This window comes from Shinella sp. AETb1-6 (assembly GCF_009826875.1).
GTDB lineage: Bacteria > Pseudomonadota > Alphaproteobacteria > Rhizobiales > Rhizobiaceae > Shinella > Shinella sumterensis.
Map to the genome: position 1 here is coordinate 187414 of NZ_WUMM01000002.1, position 24414 is coordinate 211827.

26 protein-coding genes are annotated in these 24414 nt (G+C 65.8%); 13 read left to right on the top strand and 13 right to left on the bottom strand.

Annotated features, from left to right (window positions below; all coding sequences use genetic code 11):
* Window positions 1-125 precede the first annotated feature (125 nt).
* The 4 genes from GR158_RS04185 to GR158_RS04200 all read left to right on the top strand — a co-directional run bounded on the left by GR158_RS04185 (window position 126) and on the right by GR158_RS04200 (window position 4549).
* Window positions 126-1004, top strand: a complete 879-nt coding sequence (locus GR158_RS04185; protein ID WP_160870106.1) for a dimethylarginine dimethylaminohydrolase family protein — start codon at window positions 126-128, stop codon at window positions 1002-1004.
* An 87-nt stretch (window positions 1005-1091) separates the two neighbouring features.
* Window positions 1092-1727 carry a TetR family transcriptional regulator C-terminal domain-containing protein gene (locus tag GR158_RS04190; RefSeq protein WP_134650855.1) on the top strand — a complete coding sequence of 212 codons (636 nt, stop codon included), beginning with the start codon at window positions 1092-1094 and terminating at the stop codon, window positions 1725-1727.
* 27 nt (window positions 1728-1754) lie between these two features.
* Entirely contained in the window at window positions 1755-2945 is a 1191-nt protein-coding gene (locus GR158_RS04195; protein ID WP_160870107.1) for a pyridoxal phosphate-dependent aminotransferase, read from the top strand.
* Entirely contained in the window at window positions 2942-4549 is a 1608-nt protein-coding gene (locus GR158_RS04200; protein ID WP_160870108.1) for a 5-guanidino-2-oxopentanoate decarboxylase, read from the top strand. The genes GR158_RS04195 and GR158_RS04200 overlap by 4 nt, the downstream gene beginning before the upstream one ends.
* Before the next feature lie 54 nt (window positions 4550-4603).
* Here the strand turns inward: GR158_RS04200 and mscL are convergent, their stop codons facing one another.
* On the bottom strand, window positions 4604-5050 hold the full coding sequence (mscL, locus tag GR158_RS04205) for a large conductance mechanosensitive channel protein MscL (RefSeq protein ID WP_134650852.1): 447 nt from the start codon (window positions 5048-5050) through the stop codon (window positions 4604-4606).
* Window positions 5051-5270: 220 nt separating this feature from the next.
* Here mscL and GR158_RS04210 point away from each other — a divergent pair, with 220 nt between their 5' ends.
* A complete protein-coding gene (locus tag GR158_RS04210; RefSeq protein WP_160870109.1) occupies window positions 5271-8771 on the top strand; it encodes a PAS domain-containing hybrid sensor histidine kinase/response regulator in 3501 nt (1166 codons plus the stop codon).
* Between the two features lie 2 nt (window positions 8772-8773).
* Here the strand turns inward: GR158_RS04210 and GR158_RS04215 are convergent, their stop codons facing one another.
* Window positions 8774-9427, bottom strand: a complete 654-nt coding sequence (locus GR158_RS04215) for a response regulator transcription factor (RefSeq protein ID WP_134650850.1) — start codon at window positions 9425-9427, stop codon at window positions 8774-8776.
* Window positions 9428-9495: 68 nt separating this feature from the next.
* Window positions 9496-9924: a hypothetical protein gene (locus GR158_RS04220; protein ID WP_160870110.1), complete on the bottom strand. Its 429-nt coding sequence runs from the start codon at window positions 9922-9924 to the stop codon at window positions 9496-9498.
* A 106-nt stretch (window positions 9925-10030) separates the two neighbouring features.
* Between GR158_RS04220 and GR158_RS04225 the strand changes: the two genes are divergently transcribed.
* The 3 genes from GR158_RS04225 to GR158_RS04235 all read left to right on the top strand — a co-directional run bounded on the left by GR158_RS04225 (window position 10031) and on the right by GR158_RS04235 (window position 11779).
* Complete coding sequence (locus tag GR158_RS04225; RefSeq protein WP_134650848.1) at window positions 10031-10378, top strand: DUF952 domain-containing protein; 348 nt, start codon at window positions 10031-10033, stop codon at window positions 10376-10378.
* The gene (locus GR158_RS04230) at window positions 10378-11463 is read left to right on the top strand and encodes a quinone-dependent dihydroorotate dehydrogenase (protein ID WP_160870111.1); all 1086 of its coding nucleotides are present in this window, start codon (window positions 10378-10380) and stop codon (window positions 11461-11463) included. The genes GR158_RS04225 and GR158_RS04230 overlap by 1 nt, the downstream gene beginning before the upstream one ends.
* A 136-nt stretch (window positions 11464-11599) precedes the next feature.
* Window positions 11600-11779: a DUF2934 domain-containing protein gene (locus tag GR158_RS04235; RefSeq protein WP_134650846.1), complete on the top strand. Its 180-nt coding sequence runs from the start codon at window positions 11600-11602 to the stop codon at window positions 11777-11779.
* Between the two features lie 15 nt (window positions 11780-11794).
* Here the strand turns inward: GR158_RS04235 and GR158_RS04240 are convergent, their stop codons facing one another.
* The 5 genes from GR158_RS04240 to GR158_RS04260 all read right to left on the bottom strand — a co-directional run bounded on the left by GR158_RS04240 (window position 11795) and on the right by GR158_RS04260 (window position 14465).
* A complete protein-coding gene (locus tag GR158_RS04240) occupies window positions 11795-11977 on the bottom strand; it encodes a hypothetical protein (protein WP_160870112.1) in 183 nt (60 codons plus the stop codon).
* A complete protein-coding gene (locus tag GR158_RS04245; RefSeq protein WP_230640316.1) occupies window positions 11974-12210 on the bottom strand; it encodes a hypothetical protein in 237 nt (78 codons plus the stop codon). Before GR158_RS04245 ends, GR158_RS04240 begins: the two co-directional genes overlap by 4 nt.
* A 108-nt stretch (window positions 12211-12318) precedes the next feature.
* Entirely contained in the window at window positions 12319-13680 is a 1362-nt protein-coding gene (locus GR158_RS04250) for an MATE family efflux transporter (protein WP_160870113.1), read from the bottom strand.
* A gap of 27 nt (window positions 13681-13707) precedes the next feature.
* On the bottom strand, window positions 13708-14196 hold the full coding sequence (locus GR158_RS04255; RefSeq protein ID WP_134650843.1) for a CAP domain-containing protein: 489 nt from the start codon (window positions 14194-14196) through the stop codon (window positions 13708-13710).
* Between the two features lie 2 nt (window positions 14197-14198).
* Complete coding sequence (locus tag GR158_RS04260; protein WP_134650842.1) at window positions 14199-14465, bottom strand: DUF6460 domain-containing protein; 267 nt, start codon at window positions 14463-14465, stop codon at window positions 14199-14201.
* Window positions 14466-14608: 143 nt separating this feature from the next.
* Here GR158_RS04260 and GR158_RS04265 point away from each other — a divergent pair, with 143 nt between their 5' ends.
* Window positions 14609-15550, top strand: coding sequence for a methyltransferase domain-containing protein (locus GR158_RS04265; protein ID WP_160870114.1), 942 nt, complete (start codon window positions 14609-14611; stop codon window positions 15548-15550).
* A 55-nt stretch (window positions 15551-15605) separates the two neighbouring features.
* Complete coding sequence (locus tag GR158_RS04270; RefSeq protein WP_134650840.1) at window positions 15606-16241, top strand: YitT family protein; 636 nt, start codon at window positions 15606-15608, stop codon at window positions 16239-16241.
* A gap of 4 nt (window positions 16242-16245) precedes the next feature.
* On the opposite strand, the gene GR158_RS04275 is transcribed toward GR158_RS04270, so the two are convergent.
* Together GR158_RS04275 and GR158_RS04280 are read right to left on the bottom strand one after the other, a co-directional pair.
* The gene (locus GR158_RS04275; RefSeq protein ID WP_134650839.1) at window positions 16246-16710 is read right to left on the bottom strand and encodes a carboxymuconolactone decarboxylase family protein; all 465 of its coding nucleotides are present in this window, start codon (window positions 16708-16710) and stop codon (window positions 16246-16248) included.
* Window positions 16711-16732: 22 nt separating this feature from the next.
* Entirely contained in the window at window positions 16733-17230 is a 498-nt protein-coding gene (locus tag GR158_RS04280; RefSeq protein WP_134650838.1) for an Rrf2 family transcriptional regulator, read from the bottom strand.
* A gap of 108 nt (window positions 17231-17338) precedes the next feature.
* Here GR158_RS04280 and GR158_RS04285 point away from each other — a divergent pair, with 108 nt between their 5' ends.
* Window positions 17339-19861 carry a ligase-associated DNA damage response DEXH box helicase gene (locus GR158_RS04285; protein WP_160870115.1) on the top strand — a complete coding sequence of 841 codons (2523 nt, stop codon included), beginning with the start codon at window positions 17339-17341 and terminating at the stop codon, window positions 19859-19861.
* Window positions 19862-19874: 13 nt separating this feature from the next.
* Window positions 19875-20600, top strand: coding sequence for a ligase-associated DNA damage response endonuclease PdeM (gene pdeM / locus GR158_RS04290; protein WP_160870116.1), 726 nt, complete (start codon window positions 19875-19877; stop codon window positions 20598-20600).
* Window positions 20601-20612: 12 nt separating this feature from the next.
* Here the strand turns inward: pdeM and GR158_RS04295 are convergent, their stop codons facing one another.
* Complete coding sequence (locus tag GR158_RS04295; protein WP_160870117.1) at window positions 20613-21836, bottom strand: PQQ-dependent sugar dehydrogenase; 1224 nt, start codon at window positions 21834-21836, stop codon at window positions 20613-20615.
* 229 nt (window positions 21837-22065) lie between these two features.
* Here GR158_RS04295 and GR158_RS04300 point away from each other — a divergent pair, with 229 nt between their 5' ends.
* Complete coding sequence (locus GR158_RS04300; RefSeq protein ID WP_134650834.1) at window positions 22066-22506, top strand: universal stress protein; 441 nt, start codon at window positions 22066-22068, stop codon at window positions 22504-22506.
* A gap of 4 nt (window positions 22507-22510) precedes the next feature.
* Here GR158_RS04300 and GR158_RS04305 read toward each other — a convergent pair whose 3' ends face one another.
* Together GR158_RS04305 and GR158_RS04310 are read right to left on the bottom strand one after the other, a co-directional pair.
* Window positions 22511-23302: a TIGR02186 family protein gene (locus GR158_RS04305; protein WP_134650833.1), complete on the bottom strand. Its 792-nt coding sequence runs from the start codon at window positions 23300-23302 to the stop codon at window positions 22511-22513.
* The gene (locus tag GR158_RS04310; RefSeq protein WP_134650832.1) at window positions 23299-24225 is read right to left on the bottom strand and encodes a sulfite exporter TauE/SafE family protein; all 927 of its coding nucleotides are present in this window, start codon (window positions 24223-24225) and stop codon (window positions 23299-23301) included. The genes GR158_RS04305 and GR158_RS04310 overlap by 4 nt, the downstream gene beginning before the upstream one ends.
* Window positions 24226-24414: the final 189 nt, after the last annotated feature.

A 24414-nucleotide genomic window follows, 5' to 3' on the forward strand; every position in this document is an offset into this window, starting at 1 on the left:
CCGTCGTTTCCTTTGTTAAAGTCATCGTGGCACTTGTTAAGAAATTGTTCAAGCGTATAATAATCGTTACGCCGACTTTTATTCCGGCGCCCGTCCATCGATCCCGTTTCCGCCAGGAGTATTGAATGACCGCCTTCGGTTCGCAGGAAATGTCTGCCCCTCTTCAGCGCGTTCTCATGCGCCGCCCCGGCGCGAGCCTGCGCGCCGCCGATCCTGCCAAATGGCATTACGGGCCGACCTTCGATGGCGAGCGCGCGGTCGCACAATATTCGGCCTTCGCGGAGATGGTGGAACAATCCGGCGCCGAAATCATCTGGCTGGAGGACGATGGCGACGGCCTCGCCGACGCGATGTTCACGCACGATCCGTCGCTGATGTCGGATCACGGGGCCATTCTGCTGCGCATGGGCAAGCCGCTGCGTGTGGCCGAAACCGCGCTGCACGAAAAGGCCTATGCCGAACGGCAGATTCCCATCCTCGGCCGCATCACGGGCGACGGCACCGTCGAGGGCGGCGATTGCATCTGGCTCGATGCGAAGACGCTCGTCATCGGCCGCGGCGTGCGCACCAACCAGGAGGGCATCGACCAGATCACGCGCATCCTCGCACCGCATGGCGTGAGCGTGCTCGCCTATGATCTCCCGCTCTGGCAGGGCGAAGAAGCATGCCTCCACCTGATGAGCGTGATGAGCCCGCTAGCCGACAATCTCGCGCTGGTCTTCGCGCCGCTCCTGCCCGCCGCCTTCTACCAGCTCCTGAAGAAGCGCGGCATACAGCTCATCGAAGCCCCGGCCGACGAGTTCCATGCCAGCAACGGCCTGTCGCTCAATGTCTTGCCGACGAAGCCCTACGAGGTCATCATGGTCGACGGCTTCCCGGCCACCAGGGCGGCGATGGAAGCCGCCGGCTGCACCGTCCAGACCTTCGAGGCGGACGCGCTCTGCATCGCCTGCGAAGGCGGGCCGACCTGCCTGACGCGGCCGGTGCTGCGCCGGGCGGCCTGAAGCAGATCAGCCAGCGCATTCGGGCGGACGTGTCGTGGACACCGCCCGGGCCGAGAGCCAGAACGAGAGCCAGAACGAGAGGATGACATGGCCCGCCGGACCTTTCATCGCGCCCCCGAGGCCGAGCGCCGCCACGACCTGATCGAGGCGACGCTCGACTGCATCGCGGAATACGGCCTGCAAGGCGCGACGGTCCGGCAGATCGCCATCAAGGCGGGCGTCACCGCCGGCCTGATCCGGCACTATTTCCAGTCGAAGGAGCACATCCTTCAGGAAGCCTATCGCGTCGTCATCGCGCGGCTGACCGAAAAGGCCGAGCGCGTCACCGGCGACGCCGAAACCCGGCTGCGCGACTTCATCGTCATCAACCTGACGGAACCGGTCGCCAACAGCCGCAGCCTTTCGCTCTGGGCCTCGTTCATCAGCCGGGTCAGCGTCGATCCGGAACTGGCGGCAATCCATCGCGAGGGCTATCTGAGCTTCCGCGATGCGCTCGAAACCCTGCTTGCGGACTTTCTGGCGGAGCGCAACGTCGATGCCTCGCCGGAGCGTTGCCGCCGGCTGGCCATCGCCATCAACGGCCTTCTCGACGGCCTCTGGCTGGAGTGCTGCCTTGCCGGCGAACTCTTCGGTGAAAGCGAGCTCGTCGAGATCGCGCTGACATCCATCGAAACGCTGCTCGGGCTGCCGCTGAGACCGGCCGATGCCGGGCCGCGATCCTAGACTCATCATTCCATGCGGAGGACAGCCATGCGCTACGCATCCATCACAGACCGGCTCGCGAATCTCGGCTCCGAGAAATGGACGATCCATGCGGAGGCACGGCGCATGAAGGCCGAGGGCCGGCCGATCATCGAGCTGACCATCGGCGAGCCGGACGTGCCGCCGGATGCGACGCTTCTGGCAGAGGCGGTGCGCGCCATGCATGCCGGCCGCTACCGTTATTCCAACGGGCGCGGCGAGCCGTCCGTCGTCAGCGCGCTGGTGCGCAAGTACGCCAAGCGCCGGGGCGACGTCACGGAGGAGAACGTGCTCTGCTTTCCCGGCACGCAGACCGCGCTTTTCGCCGTCATGCTGGGCCTCGTCGAGGCCGGCGACGCCGTCCTTGTCGGCGATCCGCTCTATGCGACCTATGAAGGCGTCATCCGCGCAACCGGCGCAGCACAGATCACCGTGCCGCTGCGCCCGGAAAACGGCTTCCACATGAAGGCCGCCGATCTGGAGGCCGCCATCACGCCGCAATGCCGCGCGGTGCTACTCAACACGCCGCACAACCCGACCGGCGCGGTGCTGACAGCGGACGAGATTGCCGAGATCGGCGCGGTCTGCCGCAGGCACGACCTGTGGATCGTCTGCGACGAGGTCTATGAACAGCTGATCTTCGGCGCCGCCTTCGCCTCGCCCTTCGACAATCCGGACCTGGCGGAGCGCACCATCGTCGTCTCCTCGATCTCGAAGTCCCATGCGGCACCCGGCTTCCGCAGCGGCTGGGCCATCGGTCCGGCGGAATTCTGCACGCGCCTGCTGTCGGTGTCGGAGACCATGCTGTTCGGCGGGCAGCCCTTCATCGCCGACATGACCGCCCATGCGCTGGACAACCCCATCGGCACCGCCGCCACGATGCGCGAGACCTACAAGGCGCGCGCCGCCCGCTTTACCGAGGCCCTGTCACGCGCGCCGGGCCTCGTGCCCCTGCCGCCGGAAGCCGGGATGTTCATCGTCGTCGATATCTCCGGCACCGGCCTGAGCGGCGAGGACTTCGCCTGGGCGCTGCTGCGCGAGGAGGACGTCGCCGTCATGCCGGGCTCTTCGTTCGGCGAAGAGGCGAAGGGTTTCATCCGCCTCAGCCTCACCGTCCCCGATACACATATAGACGAGGCCTGCACGCGCATCGCAGCGCTTGCCGCCCGCGCCACAAGCCCGAAGGAGCGCTACGCATGACCACCAAGACCGTCGGCGAAGTTCTGGTCGACCTGCTCGAAGCCAATGGCGTGGATGTCGTGTTCGGCATTCCCGGCGTGCATACGGTGGAGCTCTATCGCGGCCTCGCCGCCTCGAAGATCCGCCACATCACGCCGCGCCACGAACAGGGCGCGGGCTTCATGGCGGACGGCTATGCGCGCGTCTCCGGCAAGCCGGGCGTCGCGCTCGTCATTACCGGCCCGGGCCTCACCAACACGATCACGGCGATGGCGCAGGCGCGGCAGGATTCCGTTCCCATGCTGGTGATATCGGGCGTCAACAAGCGGGATTCGCTCGGCCACGGGCGCGGACTGCTGCATGAATTGCCGGACCAGCAGGGCATGATGAAGACGCTCGCCCTCTATTCGCACACCCTGCTCAATCCCGCCGACCTGCCGCTCGTCGTGGAGCGCGCCTTCGCCGTTCTCCTGTCGGGTCGTCCCGGCCCCGTGCATATCGAAATCCCGACGGACGTGATGGCAAAGCCCATCGAGACCGGCAGCTTCAAGCCGGCGGTCGCGACACGCCCGCGCGCCGACGCCGAAACGCTGCAGCGCGCCGCGATCCTCTGCACCAATGCCTCGCGCCCTGTCATCCTGGCCGGCGGCGGCGCGGTAACCGCGGAAGACGAGATCCGCGACCTTGCAGAGCGTATCGGCGCGCCCGTCGTGACCACCGTCAATGCGCGCGGCATGCTTGCCGGCCATCCGCTGCGCGTGCCGGCCAGTCCCAGCCTCAAGGCCGTGCGCCGCCTGCTGTCGGATGCCGATCTGGTCATCGCCTTCGGCACCGAGTTCGGCCCGACCGACTACGACATCAATGTCGACGGCGGCTTTCCGCGGCTCAAGTCGCTGATCCGCGTCGATATCGACGCCGCCCAGCTCGCCCGCACGCCGCAGATGGGGCTCTCCGTCTTCTCCAGCGCCAAGACGGCCGCTGCGGGCATGCTCGGCTTCCTCGAAGGCCACAAGCCGATCGGCAACGGCACCCAGCGCGCGGAAGCCGCCCGCAAGGGGTCGTGGGGCGAACTGACGGCGAAGATGCAGGCCGAAGTCGGCGTCATCGACGCGATCTGGCGCACGCTGCCCAGGGCGATCATCGTCGGCGACTCGACCCAGGCCGTCTATGCCGGCAACTACTATTGCGATGCGCCGCGGGCCCGCAGCTGGTTCAACGCCGCGACCGGCTACGGCGCGCTGGGCTTTGCGCCACCCGCCGCAGTGGGCGCCGCGCTCGCCGACCCGGCCGCGCCGATCGTCTGCCTTGTCGGTGATGGCGGGCTGCAATTCTCGCTTTCGGAGATCGGCTCCGCGGTCGATGCCGATGCCCGCGTCATCTTCCTCGTCTGGAACAATGACGGCTATCAGGAGATCGAAAACTACATGATCGAGGCCGGCATCACGCCGGAGGGCGTCAAGCCGTCCGCGCCCGACTTCATCGCCATCGGCACGGCCTACGGCGTGCCCTCGGAACGGCTTGCGGATGTCCGCGACCTGCCGGAGGCACTGGAGCGGGCAGCGGCCCGCAAGGGCCCGAGCCTTGTGGAGATCCACCAGACCAGGACGGCCGGCGCGACGGCCTGACAAACGAAAAGGCCCGGTCTCCCGGGCCTTTTCTCATGCGCGTGCCAAGTGGCCTCAAACGGCCGGGCGGCTCTGGCTCTTCAGGAGATCGCGGATCTCGGTGAGCAGTTGCACGTCTTCCGGCGGCGGTGCGGCCTCGGGCGTGCCGGCGGCCTTTTCCTTTTCCAGCGATGCGCGCATGCGGTTCACACCCTTGATCATCAGGAAGATGATCCAGGCGAGGATGAGGAAGTTGATCAGCACGGTGATGAAGTTGCCGTAGGCGAAGACGGCGCCCTGCTCACGCGCGGCAGCCAGCGACGTCGCCGTGACATTGCCCGACAGCGCGATGAAATAGTTCGAGAAATCGAAACCGCCGCCCGTCAGCGCGCCGACGATCGGCATGACGAGGTCGTTGACCACGGATTCGACGATCTTGTTGAAGGCAGCGCCGATGATGACACCCACGGCGAGGTCCATCACGTTGCCGCGGGCGATAAACTCCTTGAACTCATTGAGCATGAGGGCCTCCTTTTGCTGCGAATGACAAGGAAACTAATCGAGTTTTACTTTCGATGGAACTGCGAATTGTCAATCGCCTGACGGTTACACACCGCCATTTCGCGGGCAGCCGTCGCAGCGTGCCTTCGCGCGGCCTTGCATCTACGCCCAACGCATCATTTGCTTCCTTGCCGCTTTCGCCTATTCTCCGGCAAAAGGCCGAAGGACTACGGGAGGAAGCATGCCGGGCTCGCTGATCATCGCGCTCGCGCTCGCCTATCTGCTGCTGCTTTTCGCGGTCGCAAGTTACGGCGACAGCAAGGCCCGGCGCTCCGAACGCGCGTCGAAGGGCCGGCCGCTCGTCTATGCGCTGAGCCTTGCGATCTACTGCACCTCCTGGACCTATTTCGGCGGCGTGGGCCTCGCCACCACGCATGGCCTTGAATTTCTCGGCATCTATATCGGCCCGATCCTGATGTTCACGCTCGGCATGCCGTTGCTGCGCCGCATCGTGACGCTCGCCAAGTCCGAGCGCCTCACCTCGATCGCCGATTTCGTGGCCGCCCGCTACGGCAAGAATCCGGGCGTCGCCGCCGTCGTCGCGCTCATCTCGCTGATCGGCTACATTCCCTATATCGCGCTGCAATTGAAGGCCGTGTCGAGTTCGGTCGCCGCGATGGTCGACACGACCGGCTTCGGCATCGCCGCTTCCGGCGGCCTCATCGACCTGCCGCTGGTCGTTTCGCTGTTCCTTGCCTGTTTTGCCATCGTCTTCGGCACGCGTCACACGGATGCGACCGAGCATCAGGACGGGCTCATCCTCGCCATCTCCATGGAATCGGTGGTCAAGCTCATCGCCATGGCCTCGGTCGGCTTCTACGTCATCTTCTTCATGTTCGACGGTCCCGGCGATCTCTGGCAGCGGGCGTCCGAAAGCGTGCCCGTGATGCAGGCGCTGACCTACGAGACGCCCCTTGCGCGCTGGATCCTGCTGATCGTGCTGTCGGCCTTCGCCATCGTCATGCTGCCGCGCCAGTTCCACGTCACGGTCGTGGAAAACCGCACGACGGGGGAATTGCGGACGGCCGGCATCCTCTTTCCGCTCTACCTCATCGCCATCAACCTCTTCGTCCTGCCCGTCGCGATCGGCGGCGTGCTGACCTTCAACGGCCAGGGCGATGCCGATCTCTACGTTCTCACCCTGCCCTTCGCGCTCGATCAGCCGCTCCTGACCCTGATCGCCTTCATCGGCGGCTTTTCGGCCGCCACCGCCATGGTCATCGTCGCCTCGGTGGCGCTGTCCATCATGGTATCGAACGACATCGTCATCCCGGTCGTGCTGCGGCGCAACCTCATCGGCGGCGTCGAGCAGCAGGACGACCTGTCGCGCATGCTGCTGCGCATCCGCCGTCTCGCCATCTTCTTCGTGATCCTGCTCGGCTACGCCTATTACCGCGCGACGACCGCCAATGCCGGGCTCGCCTCGATGGGCCTGCTGGCCTTTGCCGCGGTGGCGCAGGTCGCGCCCGCGCTGCTCGGCGGCCTGTTCTGGCGCAATGCCAATGCACGCGGCGCCATGGCAGGCATGATCTGCGGCCTCGTGGTGTGGGCCTACCTGCTGTTCCTGCCCAGCATCGGGGTTGCCGACAACGCCTATGTCGCCGAGACCATCCTCGGCTTCCTCTTCCCCGGCACCACGCTCTTCACCGGCGAGGCTGCGGATCCGCTGGTCAACGCCACGCTGGTCGCCATGATGGTCAATGTCGGCGCCTATGTGATCGGCTCGCTGACGCGCAATCCGACATCGCTGGAGCGTCTTCAGGCCGGCACCTTCATCCGCTCCAAGCCCCGCCTGGGGCGCGCCTTCCGCGGCCGCCGCACCAAGGTCACGGTTCGGGACCTCAAGACCACCATCGCCAAATATCTCGGCGAAGAGCGCATGCAGCGCTCCTTCCACACCTATGAGCGGCAGGTCGGCCGGTGGCTGGAGGACAATGCGCCGGCGGATGCCGCCATCGTGCATTTTTCCGAACAGCTTCTCGGCAGCGCCATCGGTTCGTCCTCGGCGCGCCTCGTGCTCTCGCTCGTGCTCCAGCGCATCGATGACACGCCGACGGACACCGACTGGCTGCTCGACCAGGCCAGCGAGGCGCTGCAATACAATCAGGACATGCTCCAGACGGCGCTCGGCCAGATGGACCAGGGCATCGCCGTCTTCGACAGCGACGGCAATCTCACCGTCTGGAACCGGCGCTTCCGCCAGTTGCTCGACCTGCCGGAATATGTCGGCCAGGTCGGCTTCCCGCTCGCCGATATCGTCGAGATCCTCGTCGAACGCGGTGACATCGCGGAGGGCGACAGGGAAACCGCGATTTCCCGCATCATGACATTCGACGAGGCCTTCCCGCTGGTGCTGGCCGGCGGCGAGCGCATCGTGGAGGTTCGCACCAATGCCATGCCGGAAAAGGGCTTCGTTTCCACCTATACCGACATCACCGACCGGGTGGCGGCCGACCGCGCGCTCAAGCAGGTCAACGAGACGCTGGAACATCGCGTCGCCGAGCGCACGGCGGAGCTGACCCGCGTCAACACGGCGCTGGCCGAGGCCCGCGCCGCCGCCGAGGAAGCCAATATCGGCAAGACGCGCTTCTTCGCCGCCGCCGGCCACGACATCCTCCAGCCGCTGAATGCCGCCCGGCTTTACTCCTCCTCGCTGGTCGAGCGGCTGGGCGATACGGAAAACCGCGAGATGATCCACAACATCGATTCCTCGCTGGAATCGGTGGAGGCGATCCTCGGCGCCGTGCTCGACATTTCGCGCCTCGATACCGGAGCGATGAAGCCGCGGGTGCAAACGGTTCTTCTCAAGGACCTGCTGAAACGCATCGAGACCGATTTCGCGCCCATCGCGCGGGCCAAGGACCTGAGCTTCAAGGTGCTGCCGAGTTCGCTCGCCATCCGCACCGATCCCAACCTGCTGCGTCGCGTCGTGCAGAACCTCGTGTCCAACGCCATCAAGTACACCCAGTCCGGCAAGGTGCTCGTCGGCGTGCGGCGCAAGGGCGGGCATGCCGTGATCCAGGTGCTGGATTCCGGCATCGGCATTCCCGCATCGAAGTTCCGCACGGTCTTCAAGGAATTCGCCCGCCTCGACGAGGGCGCCCGCACCGCGCCGGGCCTCGGGCTCGGGCTTTCCATCGTGGATCGCATCTCGCGCGTGCTCTCGCATCCCGTCGAGTTGCAGTCCACGCCCGGGCGCGGCACCAGCTTCAAGGTCCGTGTCCCCATCGACGCCACGGCAAGCCGGCCCGTGGCCGAAACGTCGGCACGCGCGCCGGTGGGCGAAGAGCCGCTGAAGGGCCTGCGGGTGCTGTGCATCGACAACGAACCCAGGATCCTCGATGGCATGCGTCTGCTGCTGTCCGGCTGGGGCTGCACCGTGACGCTGGCGGATTCCGTCGCGGCGGTCGACGCGGTCATGGCGGAGGGCGCGGTCGGATTCGATGCCGTCATCGCCGACTACCACCTCGACGACGGGACCGGGATCGCCGCGATCGCGACGCTGCGCAAGGCACTCGGCCGCGAGGTGCCGGCCCTGCTCGTCACCGCCGACCGTACGCCGGATGTGCGCGCCGAGGCGGAACGCGACAATATCCTCGTGCAGAACAAGCCCGTCCGCCCCGCCTCGATGCGGGCCTGGCTCACGCAGCTTTCAACGGTGGAGCGCGCGGCCGCGGAGTGACGTCAGGCCGCCGCCTGCGCGGCGCCGATCTTGCCGAGCTGGATGACCGCCTGGGTACGGCTGTCGACATTGAGCTTCAGCAGAATGGCCGAGACATGGGCCTTGATGGTCGCCTCGGATACGCCCAGCTCGTAGGCGATCTGCTTGTTGAGCAGGCCTTCGGCCAGCATGGCGAGCACGCGCGACTGCTGCGGCGTCAGCGTGCGCAGGCGGGCGATGAGGTCTGCCACCTCGCCGTCCTGTTCGGGCGCGCGCACATAGCCGCCCGGCGTATAGACATCGCCTGACAGCACCGAGCCGATGCCTTCGCGGATATCGTCGATGGAGGCGGATTTGGAAATGAAGCCGGACGCGCCCAGGTCGAGCGCCCTGCGGATGGTGGCGGGATCGTCGCTGGCGGAAACGATGACGACGGGCAGGCTCTGGAACTCGGCCCGAAGCGCGATCAGGCCCGACAGGCCGCTGACGCCGGGCATGGCGAGATCGAGCAGCAGCAGGTCGGCATCCGGACAGGCTTCGGCGGCCTTGCGCGCGGCCTCGAAATCCCCCGCCTCGACGATATCGGGATTGCCCGCCATTCCGGTCAGTGCCTGTTTCAGCGCGCCGCGGAACAGCGGATGGTCATCCGCAATGATGATCGTGAGTGCCGATGCCATGCGCTCCCTCCCAAGAGTTGATGGACCCTGCGACGGAACAGGCGCGGCTTGGCCGGCAAAACGCTCCGTCAGGTCTTCTGCGGGACCGCGTCCTTCCCGGGGGCAGGCTCCTCCTTGCCGTCCTCCAGGTTTTTCACGATCCCCATGAACCTTTGCATCATCTTTTCCATGATGCTCATGGTCCGGTCAATCTCTTCATCCGATGGTAGAGCAGGTTTTGCGGTTGACTGGTCGGTTGCAACGGCTTTTTCCAGCGCTTCGACGCGCTTGGTCAGGAGATCGAGTTCCTTTTCGAAGGCCGCGCGCTCGTCGGCCGCCATTCGGCAGACGATCTGCCCGTCCTTTTCCTGGCAGAGCGAAAGGTCGCCCGAGGCGGTATCGAGCCGCACGAAGCCGGTATCCGTCTTCTCCATGCGGTAGCGGCCTTCGCCTTCGGCATGGGCGGCGCCGGCGGCGAGCGCGGCAACGAGGGTCAAGGGAAGAGCAGAAATTCGCATGCAAAATCCTCCAGGAGCCGGTTTGCCGGGCTGTGGCCGGTGGACATTCGCCGTTGTTTGCGGCAAGCGCTAGCATGGAACGCGCCAGCCGGGAGAAACGGACGAGATGACCAAGACAATCTACAAGATCGTTCCGTCAAGTCTGTGGCAAAAAGCGAAGGCGGCCGGAATATTTAAAGGCGCGGCCATCGACCTCTCGGACGGCTACATCCATTTCTCCACCGCATCGCAGGCGAGAGAAACCGCCGCACGCCATTTCGCGGGCCAGGGCGATCTTCTCCTCGTCGCGGTCGACGGCGATGCGCTGGGCGATACGCTCGTCTACGAACCCTCGCGCGGCGGCGATCTCTTTCCGCATCTTTATGCCGCGCTTCCTCTCTCCGCCGTCCTCTGGGAGAAGCCCCTGCCGCTCGGGCCCGACGGCGCCCACCAGTTTCCGGAGATGCCGCTCTGATGTCATTGCTTTCCTCGCTCGGCCGCAAGGGCCTCTTCCTGTTCGACCCGGAAACCGCGCACGGCCTTTCGATCGCGGCGCTGAAGACCGGCATCGTGCCCGCCTGCCCGGCCAAGGCCGATCCGCGCCTCGCGCAGACCGTCGCCGGGCTCAATTTTCCCAATCCGCTCGGCATGGCCGCCGGCTATGACAAGAACGCGGAGGTGCCCGAAGCCCTCATTCGCCTGGGCTTCGGCTTTGCCGAGGTCGGCACGCTGACGCCGCGCGCGCAGGAGGGCAATCCCAAGCCGCGCATCTTCCGCCTCGTCGCCGACGATGCCGTGATCAACCGGCTCGGCTTCAACAATGCCGGCCATGCCGCCGCGCTTGAACGGCTGAAACGCTGCCGGCGCGATGCGCTGATCGGCGTCAATATCGGTGCCAACAAGGACAGCGCGGATCGCATCGCGGATTATGTGGCCGGCATCCGCACCTTCTACGATGTCGCCCGCTATTTCACCGCCAACATTTCCTCGCCCAACACGCCGGGCCTGCGCGACCTGCAGGCAAAGGAAAGCCTGCACGCACTGCTGTCGTCCGTGCTGACGGCGCGGGCCGAGGAAGCGACCCGCAGCGGCCGGCAGGTCCCGGTCTTCCTCAAGATCGCGCCCGATCTCACCGAAGAAGGCTTGGACGATATCGCCGAGGTGGCGCTCGCCCATCCGCTCGACGGGCTGATCGTTTCGAACACGACCCTCTCGCGTGATGGGCTGCGCGACACAAGCCAGGCCGGCGAGGCCGGCGGGCTTTCCGGCAAGCCGCTCTTCGAGAAATCCACCGTCGTGCTCGCCAAGATGCGCCGGCGCGTCGGCGACGACCTGCCGATCATCGGCGTGGGTGGCGTTTCGGATGCGCAGACCGCGGCGGAGAAAATCCGCGCGGGCGCGAACCTCGTGCAGCTCTATTCCTGCATGGTCTATGCCGGTCCCACCCTGCCGGGCACAATCGTCAGCGGCCTCTCGCGCCTGTGCGATCGCGAGCAGGTGTCGTCGATCTCGGCGCTGCGCGGCAGCCGCACGGCGCACTGGGCCGACCGCAACATCTGACGACCGTTACGGAACCAAAGCCCCTCCTGATGGATTCTTGGTGAGGCGGGTGGAGTGTTCGGCAAAAGCGGTTCACATCGACGGTAGCCTGCACCGAGCCCGCCATAATGGCCGAATGGCCAAGGAGGGACGCACAATGGAAGACCAGGACGACAGGATTCGCAGAAGGGCTCATGAAATCTGGAAACAGGAAGGCAGCCCCGAAGGGCGGGAATATTCCCACTGGCTGCGCGCCCGAGCGGAGATCCGCGAAGAGGATGCCAACACCATCACTCAGGATCTATACAGGGTCGCGCAGCTGAACAGGTCGTTTTGAAACGGCGGTGAACGCTCAGCGTTGATTGGAACGGATTTCGTCCAGTTTACCGATAACCACCGCTATCGCGAAGCAAACGGACCCGAGGCCGAAGGATATGGTTCCGAGAGTCAATCTTGGAACCGCTTCGGCCTCCACAATGAACAACAGACCGATGGCCATCTGGATCAGCGCGAAGACGAAGACGGCTATCTTCATTTGATCACCGCGGCGCAGTCGAACTTGATGGCGTCCACCTCGCCGGAGGCGACGTTGTATTCACTCATCTGGAGGAACGAGCAGACGTAGATCTTTTCCTCGTTCTGCAGGAAGACATAGTTTCCGCTCGTCGATTTGATTTCATATCCCTGTGCGGCGAGATCCAGAATGGTTGGCCGTGTTTGGGCGCTGGAAGCGGACGTCATCGCGAGAAAAACGACGATCGCGGTCAAAAGGCTTTTCATTTTCATCATACACTCTGTCTTGGTTTCGTGTGTTCCGGGGAGCAAACGAAACGCAGAGTAGTCGGGGCGAGGCAGGGTTCAACCCTGAAATCGCCTCTAGACGCGGCTTTGCCCGGCAAATTGCCGCCCCGCCAGCGCCGGCAGGCGCAGCGCCAGAAACAGGCCCCGGAAGGCGAGAAACAGGTTGAGCGCCAGCCACAGGCCGTGATTGCCCAGGAGCGGCACGAACAGCGCCAGCGCCAGGAGATAGCCGGCAAAGGCCGCCAACATCATGTTGCGCATCGCGCCGGACCATGTCGCGCCGATGAAGACCCCGTCCATCTGGAAGGCCAGCGCGCCGGTGACGGCCGTCAGCGCGGCCCAGGGCAGGTATTTGGCCGCTTCCGCGCGCACGCTTTCCGTCGTCGTCAGTAGGCCGATGACATCGGTGCCGAAGACGAGGAACAGCAGCGTCGTCACGATGCCGAGACCGAAGGACCAGAAGAGCGTGAGCTTCACGGCGCGGTCGAAGGCCGGCCGGAAATTGGCGCCGAAGGCCCTGCCGACGAGCTGTTCGGCGGCATTGGCAAGGCCGTCGAGATAGTAGCCCGCGACGAGGAAGATGTTCATCAGCACGGCATTGGCGGCCAGCACCAGCGGCCCCATGGACGAGCCGATGCGCGTCATGATGGCGAAGGCGCCGATCAGCACGAAGGTGCGGATCATGATGTCGCGATTGAGCGAAAACAGCGCCTTCAGCCGTTCGCGCTCGAAGACTTCCGCCCGCGCGGGCCGCTGCGCCCGGTCGAAGCGCGACACGACGAGCGCCAGGCCCGCCAGCATTCCTGTGGTCTCGCCGACGACGGCGCCCCAGGCGATGCCGGCGATGCCCCAGCCCCACCAGAGGCCGAGAACGATCGACAGGACGATGTTCACCCCGTTGATGATGGCTTGCAGCATCAGCCCGGTCATGCCCTGCCCGCGCCCCAGCACGAAGCCGAGCAGCGCGTAATTGCCGAGCGCCATGGGGGCGGCGAGCGCGCGGATGAGGAAATAGGTCGAGGTCACCGCCGCGACATCCGGCGACGGCGCCATCAGGAACAGGCCGGCCGAGAGCAGGAACGGCGAGAGCAGCGCGATCGCCAGCCCGCAACAGAGCGCGATGATGAGCGAACGCCAGTAGACCGCCTGCTCCTCGCGCCGGTCGCCCCGGCCGAAGGCCTGCGCGACGAGGCCGGTGGTGGAGGCGCGCAGGAAATTGAAACTGCCGAGCAGCAGGTCGAACAGGACGGCGCCCACGGCCATGCCGGCCAGCGCATTGGCCGAGCCGAGCCGCCCGGCCACGGCCGTATCGGTGAGCCCGATCAGCGGCGTCGTGAGAAAGCCGAGCGTCATGGGTATGGCGATGGAAAGCACCAGCCGGTGCGTCACCTCGAAGGGGCCGGCGCCTTCGTTTTCACCTACCGCCGATGCATTCATGCCCTGCCCCCCGGTGGCTCTACGTGTTCAGCTCGACAGGACCATCGCCCAGTAAGGCCTGTTGCCCGAGGCGGGATTGGAGACGACCGCCACGCCGAGGCCGCGATAGCCGGCACCCAGCATGTTCGTCAGGTGCCGGGGCGAGCGATACCAGGCATCGAAGGCCGCCGCCGCCGTGCTTTGCCCGACCGCGATGTTCTCGGCCGCCGGAAGCGGAACTTCCATGCCCTTCATGCGGTTGAGGAAATTCGCGCCGAGGCCGATATTGTGCTCCATCTTGCCGGCAGACGCCATGCGGCTCGCCTGGTCCATCGCCGCACGCTGCGCCTGTCTGTCGATGGCAAGCGGCGGCAGGCCGCGCTCCGCCCTCAGCTTGTTGACGAGGGCGAGCGAGGCGGCCGTCTGGTCGCTGCCCGTCCCGGCGGAAGGCGCAAGAACGCTGGTGGTGGAACAGCCGGCGGCGAGCGCGGCGATGGCGGCCGCAGAGGCGGCGAGGAAGGTGCGGCGTGTCAGCATGGTCAGCGCTTGTAGCTGAACAGGCGGATGAGGATGAAGATCGGCACGACGATGACGGCACCGAGCAGGAGATAGTCGCCGAGCCGGCCGAGCGTCTTGAAGCCGGTGTTCCAGAGATCCAGCACGAAATCGCGGGCGGCGAAGAGGATATCGTCGGGGTAGAGCCCGAAGATCGACATCAGGAAGCCCACGGCCACCGACAGGATCAGGAGCTTGATGATCACGCGCAGCGGCGAGTCGCCGAGGAACCCGTTCACGCCATTGGACATCCGCTGATTCTCCATAAATTCGTCTGCACTCCAGATAAGCCCTCGCCGATCCGGCGGCAAGCGAAGCCTCCGTGTGAGAATTCACTTGCCTTTTGTCATGGCCCTGCCATGTAGCGGCATCCGCTTCCCGTTTCCGAGCCCCCATGACGAGCCCGCATTTCTCCTCCGGCGATCTCATCGCCGACCGCCGCGCCGATTACGCCCGCATGTTCGCGGAATCGGGGGAGTATGCGGAGGCTGCGGAGCTGATGGAACAGGCGCTCGAACAGGTGCCCGGCTGGGCCGCCGGCTGGTTCCGGCTGGCCGAATATGCCGAGAAATCGGGCCAGAAGGAGGCGGCCGCCACGGCGCTGCGCACGGTCGTCGCGCTCGACCCGGCGGATATTTTCGGCGCCGGCCTCAAGCTGGCCGTGCTCGGCGTCACGGATGCGCCCGCCGCCCCGCCGACGCCCTATGTCGAACGGCTCTTCGACGACTATGCCGACCGTTTCGACACCGCCCTTGTCGAGCGGCTGGAATACACCGTTCCGCAAACGCTCGCGGCCCTCGTGCGCAAGCACACGGGAGACGATGCGCGGTTCGGCGTCGTCTCGGATATCGGCTGCGGCACGGGCCTGTTCGGCGTGGAGATCCGCGGCAATGCCGTGCGCCTAGAAGGTTTCGACCTGTCTGCCGGCATGCTGGCCAAGGCCAGCGAAAAGGCGGTCTATGATCACCTCGCCCAGGCCGATCTGTCGCTGCCGGCCCCCGCAAGCGGCCTCTTTGCCGATGGACCGGAGGGGCGCGCCGATCTCGTCAGCGCCGCCGACGTGCTGATGTATCTCGGCGACCTCGCGGAAGTCTTTCCGAGCGTTGCCCGCCTTGCGCGACCGGGCGGGCTCTTCGCCTTCTCGGTCGAGGATGGCGGGCCCGGCGAGACGCCGCTGCTGCGGCCCTCGTTGCGCTATGCCCATCCGGAGGGCTTCATCCGCCGCAGGCTTGCCGAAAACGGCTTTAACCTGCTGACGCTGGAACGCAGCGTGATCCGCCGCGATGCCGGCGAGCCCGTGCACGGCCTTCTCTTCCTCGCGCAACGCCAGGCATAGGCTTGCGTCCGACGCGCGGCGCGATACAACAACAAGACACGAGCGGAGATCGGCCATGGACGGCGACAAGCGGCGTTTCGGCTTCTGGAATCCCACCCCCACGCGCCACACGCCGCTGGAGGATGCGCAGGGCCTGCTTGCCAGCAGCATGATCGCCGCATTGGGCCTTGCCCTCATGAGCAGCGCCGGGCTCGTTGCGAGCGGCACCGCCGGCGTCGCCTTCATCCTGCATTACCTGACGGGCTACAGCTTCGGCCTCTTCTACACGGTCGTGAACATCCCCTTCTATCTGCTCGGCTTAAAACGCCTTGGCCGCGCCTTCACCGTCAAGACGATCATCGCGGTGTCGCTGACTTCAGTGATTACCGAAATGCAGCCGCATTTCGTGCGCATCGAGAGCATCCATCCCATGTGGACGGCGGTGCTCGCCGGCATCCTGCTCGGCTTCGGCCTGCTCGGGCTCTATCGCCACCGCGCCAGCCTGGGCGGCGTGGGCATTCTCGCCGTCTATCTTCAGGATCGCTTCGGCATACGCGCCGGCCTCGTTCAGCTTGCCTTCGATATCTTCGTGCTGGTCGCCGCCTTCGCGGTCGCGGCCCCCTTCATCGTGCTCTGCTCGGTCGTCGGCGCGGTGGTTCTCAATCTCTTCCTGACCGTCAACCACCGCGCCGACCGCTACATTGCGATGTGACGCGTCATGCCGCCTTCGTCGATGCGTCCAGCGGGTGCTGGTTGCGGAAGCTGACGGCGACACGGTTCCAGATGTTGATCGTGCCGATCGCGATCGTCAGCTTGGCGATTTCGGCCTCCGTGAAAAAGGCCTTCAGCGGTTCGTAGGCCGCGTCAGGCGCTCCGGTGTCGGCCACGCGCGTCACGGCCTCGGTCCATTCCAGAACGGCGCGTTCGAGCGGGGTGTAGACAGGCGATTCCCGCCACACCGACAGGAGGTTGATCCACTGTTCGGACAGGCCGTGATGGCGCGCTTCCTTCACATGCATGTCGACGCAATAGGCGCAGCCGTTGATCTGCGACGCGCGCAGCTTGATCAGATGGATCAGGGCCGGGGCGAGGCCGGAATCCCGCGTGATGTAGGTCTCCAGCCCCATGATCGCCTTGTAGGCATCGGGCGCCACCTTGTAGCCGTTCAGTCGTTCCTGCATGGTCGTTCTCCTGTTGTGGGCGTCATGCGCCCTGTTTGCGTTCATGAATGGCCAGAAAGGCGCAGCCGCGCGCCGCAATTGAGCCGTCGTCGCCTGCCGCCACGTCGGCGAGGATATCGGCCACCGTCACGCGCCGCAGTTCGGCGCGATAGGCCTTTTCCGCGCGCAGCATGGCGGCATTGATCTCGCACGGCCGCGTCGGCTTGCCCGGCAGCGGATTGGGACCGCGCTGGCGGATTTCCAGACAGCGGAAGGCAGGCTCCGGCCCCTCGACGGCCAGCACGATATCCAGAAGCGTGATCTGCTCGGCCTTGCGCGCCAGACGGTAACCGCCCCGGGGGCCGGGCAAGGTGGAGAGCAGGCCGGCCCCGGACAGGGCCTGGAGATGCTTCAACAGATAGCTCGTCTTCACGCCGTGATACGCCGCGAGCGAAGCGGCCGACAGCACGCCGTCGGCGGACAGCTGCGCGAGCATCGCCACGCTGTGGATCGCCTGTTCGACACCTTCACTGAGCTTCACCGGCACCTCCGATAATCATGGACAATAATTATCCATGATTCTTTTCGGAGTCAATCGCCGGCCTGCGGTTCTTTTCTTTCGGGGAGGATGGACTAGCTTGTCTTCGACATGACCGATTCCGCCGAAGCCGCCCGTGCCCTGCTGCCCGCGACCTTCTCTGCATGGTTCGCAGGCAAGGGCTGGCAGCCGCGCGCCCATCAGATGGAGCTTCTCGCGCGCGCCACGGCGGGCGAGAGCCTGCTGCTCATCGCGCCCACCGGTGCGGGCAAGACGCTGGCCGGCTTCCTGCCGGCGCTGACCGACCTGACGCGACGCGGCAAGATCCCGCCGGGCTCCGCCTTCACCGGTATCCATACGCTCTACATCTCGCCCCTCAAGGCGCTGGCCGTCGACATCGAGCGCAACCTGATGAAGCCCGTCTCGGAGATGGGCCTGCCCATCACCATCGAGACACGCACCGGCGATACCCCGCAGGCCAAGCGCCAGCGCCAGCGGCTGAACCCGCCCGATATCCTTCTGACCACGCCCGAACAGGTGGCGCTGCTCATTGCCAACGGCGAGGCGGCGCGTTTCTTCAAGGACCTGAAATACGTCATCTTCGACGAGCTTCACTCGCTCGTCACCTCCAAGCGTGGACACCTGCTGTCGCTCGGCCTCGCGCGCCTGCGCCGCCTTGCGCCCGGTCTCAGGACCATCGGCCTCTCCGCCACGGTGGCCGAGCCGATGGACCTGCGCCGCTGGCTGGTCGCGCAATCGGCCGGCGAGGAGAACCATGCCGGTCTCGTCACCGCGCCCGGCGGCGCAAGGCCCATCATCACCATCCTGAAAAGCGAGGAGCGCGTTCCCTGGTCCGGCCATCAGGCGAAATACGCCATGCCGGAGGTCTATGAGGCGATCAAGCAGCACAAGACGGCGCTGCTCTTCGTCAACACGCGCAGCCAGGCGGAAATCCTCTTCCAGGAACTCTGGAACATCAACGAGGATACCTTGCCGATCGCGCTGCACCACGGCTCGCTCGATGTCGGCCAGCGCCGCAAGGTCGAGCAGGCCATGGCGGAAAACCGGTTGCGCGCCGTCGTCGCGACCTCGACGCTCGATCTCGGCATCGACTGGGGCGATGTCGATCTCGTCATTCATGTCGGTGCGCCGAAGGGCGCCTCGCGGCTCGCCCAGCGCATCGGCCGCGCCAACCACCGCATGGACGAGCCGAGCCGCGCCATCCTGGTGCCCGCCAACCGCTTCGAGGTCATGGAGTGCCAGGCGGCGCTCGACGCCAACTATATCGGCGCGCAGGACACGCCGCCCGTCGGCGACGGCGCGCTCGACGTGCTCGCCCAGCATGTGCTCGGCATGGCCTGCGCAGCCCCCTTCGACGAGGACGACCTCTTTGCCGAAGTCACCTCCGCCTCGCCCTATACCGGCCTGCCGCGCGAAAAATTCGGCCGCATCGTGCAATTCGTCGCGACCGGCGGCTATGCGCTGAAGACCTATGAGCGCTATGCCCGCATCCGCAGGACGCCGGACGGCCTCTGGCGCGTCTCCAACCCCGGCGTCGCGCAGCAATACCGGCTCAATCTCGGCACCATCGTGGAAATGCCCATGCTCAATGTGCGCATGGTCAAGCGCGGCGCGAAGGGTGCGGTCGGGCGCGGCGGCGCGTCGCTCGGCAAGGTCGAGGAATATTTCCTCGAAATGCTCTCGCCCGGCGATACCTTCCTGTTCTCCGGCAAGGTGCTGCGTTTCGAGGGCATCCGCGAGAACGAATGCCTCGTCAGCCAGGCTTTCGCGCTCGACCCGAAGGTGCCGGCCTATGCCGGCGGCAAGTTCCCGCTCTCCACCTATCTCGCCGATCAGGTGCGCGGGATGCTGGACGATCCCGCGCGCTGGGGTGCGCTGCCCGACCAGGTGCGCGACTGGCTCGCCTTGCAGCGCGACGTCTCGTCCCTGCCCAGGCGCGACGAGCTCCTGATCGAGACGTTCCCGCGCGGCAGCCGGCACTACATGGTGGCCTATCCCTTCGAGGGGCGGCTTGCCCACCAGACGCTCGGCATGCTCCTGACGCGCCGGCTGGAGCGCGCCGGCCGCCGGCCGCTCGGCTTCGTCGCCACCGACTATTCGCTCGCCATCTGGGCGCTGGACGATCTCGGCCATGCCTTTGCCGTCGAGCGCCCGTCGCTGTCGGCACTCTTCGACGAGGACATGCTGGGCGACGATCTGGAGGCCTGGCTCGACGAAAGCTACATGCTCAAGCGCACCTTCCGCAATTGTGCCGTGATTGCCGGCTTGATCGAGCAGCGCCATCCGGGCAAGGAAAAGACCGGGCGGCAGGTCACCGTTTCCGCCGACCTCATCTACGACGTGCTGCGCAGCCACGAGCCGGACCACATCCTGCTCGAGGCGACACGCAACGATGCGGCGGCGGGGCTTTTGGATATTCAGCGATTGGGCGATATGCTGGCCCGAATCAAAGGGCACATCACCCACCGGCAACTGACCCGCATCTCGCCGCTCGCCGTTCCGATCATGCTGGAGATCGGCAGGGAAACGGTGGCGGGCGAGGCGCAGGATTCGCTGCTGGCGGAAGCCGCGGACGACCTGATCGCCGAAGCGATGGGCGAGCCGGACCGTTAAGAAAGACGAAGGCGTGCAGCGACTGGCATTGGCATCGACGGAGATACAGGATTTCGGCGCGGTTTGCGCGCGCACCGTCATTGCCGGCGTCGAGGCCGTCTGCGATCCGCTGGGCGCGCTCTACCTGCCGGAAACCCGCCTGCTCGTCGTCTCCGACCTGCACCTCGAAAAGGGTGCCGCCTTTGCCCGCCGCGGCATGATGCTGCCGCCCTATGACACGCTCGCCACACTGAAGGTGCTGGAAGCCGTCATCCGACGGCACGACCCGGCCATCGTCATCAGCCTCGGCGACAATTTCCACGACCGCATCGGTTCCGCCCACCTGCCGGAGATCTTCCGCGCGAAGATCGTGGAACTGGCGCGCGGCCGCGAATGGATCTGGATCAACGGCAACCACGACCCCGACGGCACCGTGAACCTGCCGGGCCAGTCGGCCGACGAGCTGCATTATGCCGGGCTCGCCTTTCGCCACGAACCGTCGCTCATCGCGCCCGACGGCGAGATCGCCGGGCATCTTCATCCCGCCGCCACCGTCATCCGCCGCGAAAAGGCGGTGCGGCGGCCCTGCTTCGCCACCGACGGCCGGCGCCTGCTGATGCCGGCCTTCGGGATCATGACGGGCGGGCTCGACCTGCGCCACCGGGCGATGACCGGTCTTTTCGACCGGCCAAGCCTGGTCGCCCACATGCTCGGCCGCGACCGCATCTACTCCGTGCGGTTTGCCAATCTGCGCGGCTGAGGGGTCGTCGCGCTAGCGCTTCACCAGCCGCAGGATCGTCGATTCGCCGCCGCCGCGCGGCTCCGTCACGGCGAAGACCGAACCGTCGGACGCGACCTTCACGTCTCGGATACGGGCGTCGAGCGGAACGCGCTCTTCATGCGCCACCTTGTCGCCGTCCATGTGCAGCACCACGAGGCCCTGGCTGACGAGGCCGCCGATGAGGAAGGCGCCCTTCCATTCCGGGATCGCGTCGCCATCGTAATAGGCCATGCCGGAAGGGCCGATGACCGGATCCCAGTAATAGACCGGCTGCTCGGTGCCTTCCAGCGCGGTGATGCCCTCGCCCACCTTGCCGCCGCTATATTCGACGCCGTAGGTCACCTTCGGCCAGCCGTAGTTCTTGCCGGCCTCCGGGCGGTTCAGCTCGTCGCCGCCCTTCGGCCCGTGCTCGACCGTCCAGAGACGACCCTGCCCGTCGAGGGTCGCCGATTGCAGGTTGCGGTGGCCGTAGCTCCAGATCTCCGGCAACGCGCCGTCCTGCGTGGCGAACGGATTGTCGGCATGCGCCTTGCCCTGCGCATCGAGACGGAAGACCTTGCCGAAGCCGCTGCCGAGATCCTGCGCCCCGACACGGGTCTCGGCGTCGGACCGTTCGCCGACGGTGACATAGAGCTCACCCTGCGGCCCGAAGACCAGACGCGAGCCGAAATGCTTGTCGCCGTCATAGGTCGGCATCTGCTGGAAGATGACCTTCACGTCCTGCAACGAGAATTTCCCGTCCTGCTCGGCCAGCGTCGCGGAAGCGACCGACGTGCCGTTACCGCCCTCGCGCGGCTCCGAGTAGGAGAAGTAGATGCGGTTGGAGCTTTCGAAATCCGGGGCCAGCGCCACATCGAGCAGGCCGCCCTGCCCGTCGGACATCACCTCCGGCACGCCTTCGATCGCCGGGCTCGCCTCGCCGTTCTCCTGCGAAACGACGTGCATGGTGCCAGCCTTGGCCGTCACGAGCATGCGCCCGTCCGGCAGGAACTCCATGGCCCAGAGATGTGGCAGGCCCTTTGCCACCACATCCACGGCGATCTCGGGCGTGCTGTCGGGCAGCGTGGCGCGCGTCTGGCCTTCGAAAGCCGGCTTCTGGTCGGGCGCATTTGCCTGGCCGGTTTCGGCGGTGCGTGCGGTCTGGGCGAAGGCCGGCGCCGCAAGAAGCGTGGCGGCAAGCATGGTTCCGGCGAGGAAGAAGCTGGTCGTGCGCATGGTGGTTCCCTTGTTGATCGAGCATGATGGCCCGCTTGGACGCGCGCCACCCTGACGTTGCAAGGGTGCGAAAGCGTGATTTGTTTCAACACATCATTTCAAGAAATGTTTATCGCGCATTCGAACGCGATGCGCCCATGGCCGCGACTTGACGAAGCCGACAGGTTTGATTTCCATCAAGGCAGGACCCGGCTTTGGCCGTAGTCTGCGCAAAGAGGGAGATCGCGCCATGTACACGCATATTCTCGTTCCCACCGATGGATCGGACCTGTCGACGGCGGCCGTCGACCAGGCATTGCAGCTTGCCAAGGCGCTCGGCGCCCAGGTCACGGCGCTGACGGTGGCCGAACCGCTGCATTTTCTGCCTGTGACACCCGCCGCGACGGCGAGCCTGCGGATGGATTACGAAACCCATGTCAAAGAGGACGGCGTCCGCATCCTCGGCGCCGTGCGCGAGCGGGCGGCAGCGGCCGACGTGACGGTCGAGACGGTTCAGGAAACGGCCGGCGATGCCTGGCGGGCGATCATCGACACGGCTGAGCGCAAAGGCTGCGACCTCATCGTCATGGCCTCGCATGGGCGGCGCGGCGTCAGCGCCTTCCTGATGGGCAGCGTCACCACCAAGGTGCTCAGCCATTCGAAGGTGCCTGTGCTCGTCTACCGCGCCTGAGCAATCAGTCCTTGCGGAAGACGACGCTCGCCAGCCAGCCTGTCAGCGCCGCGAGGAACACCGAGAACGCGCCATAGGCCAGCGAATGGTCATAGGCCGCCGTCGAGATCATCTGCTCGATACCGGTCTTCATGACGCGCAGGGGCAGCGCCTTTTCCGAGATGAAGACGCCGTCGCGGAAAAGATGCGCGCGCACGATATGGGTGCCGTTGGGCACGTTGGCCGGCAGCTTCACCGTGGCCTTGAACAGGCTGGCGCTGATGAACTGCACGCCGCCCGGATCGCGCTGGTAGAAGCCGCCGCTTTCCTTCAGACGACGGAACGCGTCCCGGAACTCCGTGAGGTTGCTGCCGTCGCCGACGAAGCCGACGGGCGTAAGACGGATATGCTGGATACCGACGCCCACGCCGTTCAGCACGGCGGGATCGGCGATGGTCTCGACATCGCGCGTGCTCGACAGCGAATAGGATTCCGGCACCAGTTCGAAGGTCATCGAGCGGCGGTTGACCCAGATGCCGAAGACGCGCTCCTTGATGCGCACCGTGTTGTTGTCCTTCGGCCCCTCCAGCGCCACGACGATGTCGTATTTGCGCTGGGCGAGCAAAGCCGGATCGTACCCTTCGATCGCGCCGAAGATCGTCAGGTCCGCGCCGCGGAAATCCGAGGAAATGGCGATCTCGTCGGTGGAGATGCCGATTTCCAGCTTCTCGGGCGCTTCGGCCGGCCTGTCTTCCTGCGCGGCGGCGGGAGACACGAGGCCGACGAAGAGCACGAGGAGCAAAGCAAGGGTTCTCATCGATAGACCCCCTCGCTGATGACCGAGTAGACATCGTCGGGCGTGACCACCAGGTCGACGGCGAGACGGGCGCCGACGGCCAGAACCAGCAGCGCGAGCAGCGCGCGCAGCTGTTCGCCGCGCAGCTTCTGGCCGACCCGCACGCCGTATTGCGCACCGATGACACCCGCCACCATCAGGATGAAGGCGAGCACGATATCGACGGAATAGTTGGTCGTGGCCTGCACCACGGTCGTATAGGCGGTGACGAAGATGATCTGGAACAGCGACGTCCCGACGACGACATTGGTGGGGATGCGCAGCAGGTAGATCATCGCCGGCACCATGATGAAGCCGCCGCCGACACCCATGACGGAGGTGAGGATGCCGATGCCGAAGCCCAGCCCGATGACGGGGATGACGCTGAGATAGATCTTCGATTTCTTGAAGCGCATCTTCAGCGGCAGGCGATGCACCCAGTTGTGCTGGCCGGGCCGGCGCAGCGAAACGGGCTGGTTGCTCGCCGAGCGGCGCATGGCGCGGATGCTTTCGAGCAGCATCAACGTGCCGACCGTGCCGAGCAGCACGACATAGAGCAGCGAGATGACGAGGTCGAGCTGGCCGACGCTGCGCAGCAACGCGAAGATCCAGATACCGACGGTGGCGCCCGCCAGACCGCCGAAGAGCAGCACCGTGCCGAGCTTCACATCCAGCGTTCCGCGCCGGAAATGCGAGAGCGCGCCGGACATGGACGAGGCGACGACCTGGTTTGCGCCGGTGGCAACCGCGACGACGGGGGGGATATTGTAGAAGATGAGCAGCGGTGTGATCAGGAAGCCGCCGCCGACGCCGAACATGCCGGACAGGAAACCGACGGCCGCACCCATGCCCAGAATGATGAAGATGTTCACCGAGAGCTCTGCAATGGGCAGGTAGACAGTCACAACGGAACCCCGATCGGCAGTTTTGCCCTTGCGGGCTTACCTTGGCAGTCGCTTTTCACCCTATGCCTGCCGCCGCGGCGCCTCTTCGGCAGGCTGCGCATGCAGGAAAGCGCCCCGCCGTTGAAGGGGATGCCCCCGTCACGGCTGGTCACGCCTTGCATCACGCAAGAATTCGTCACACGGCGGCTG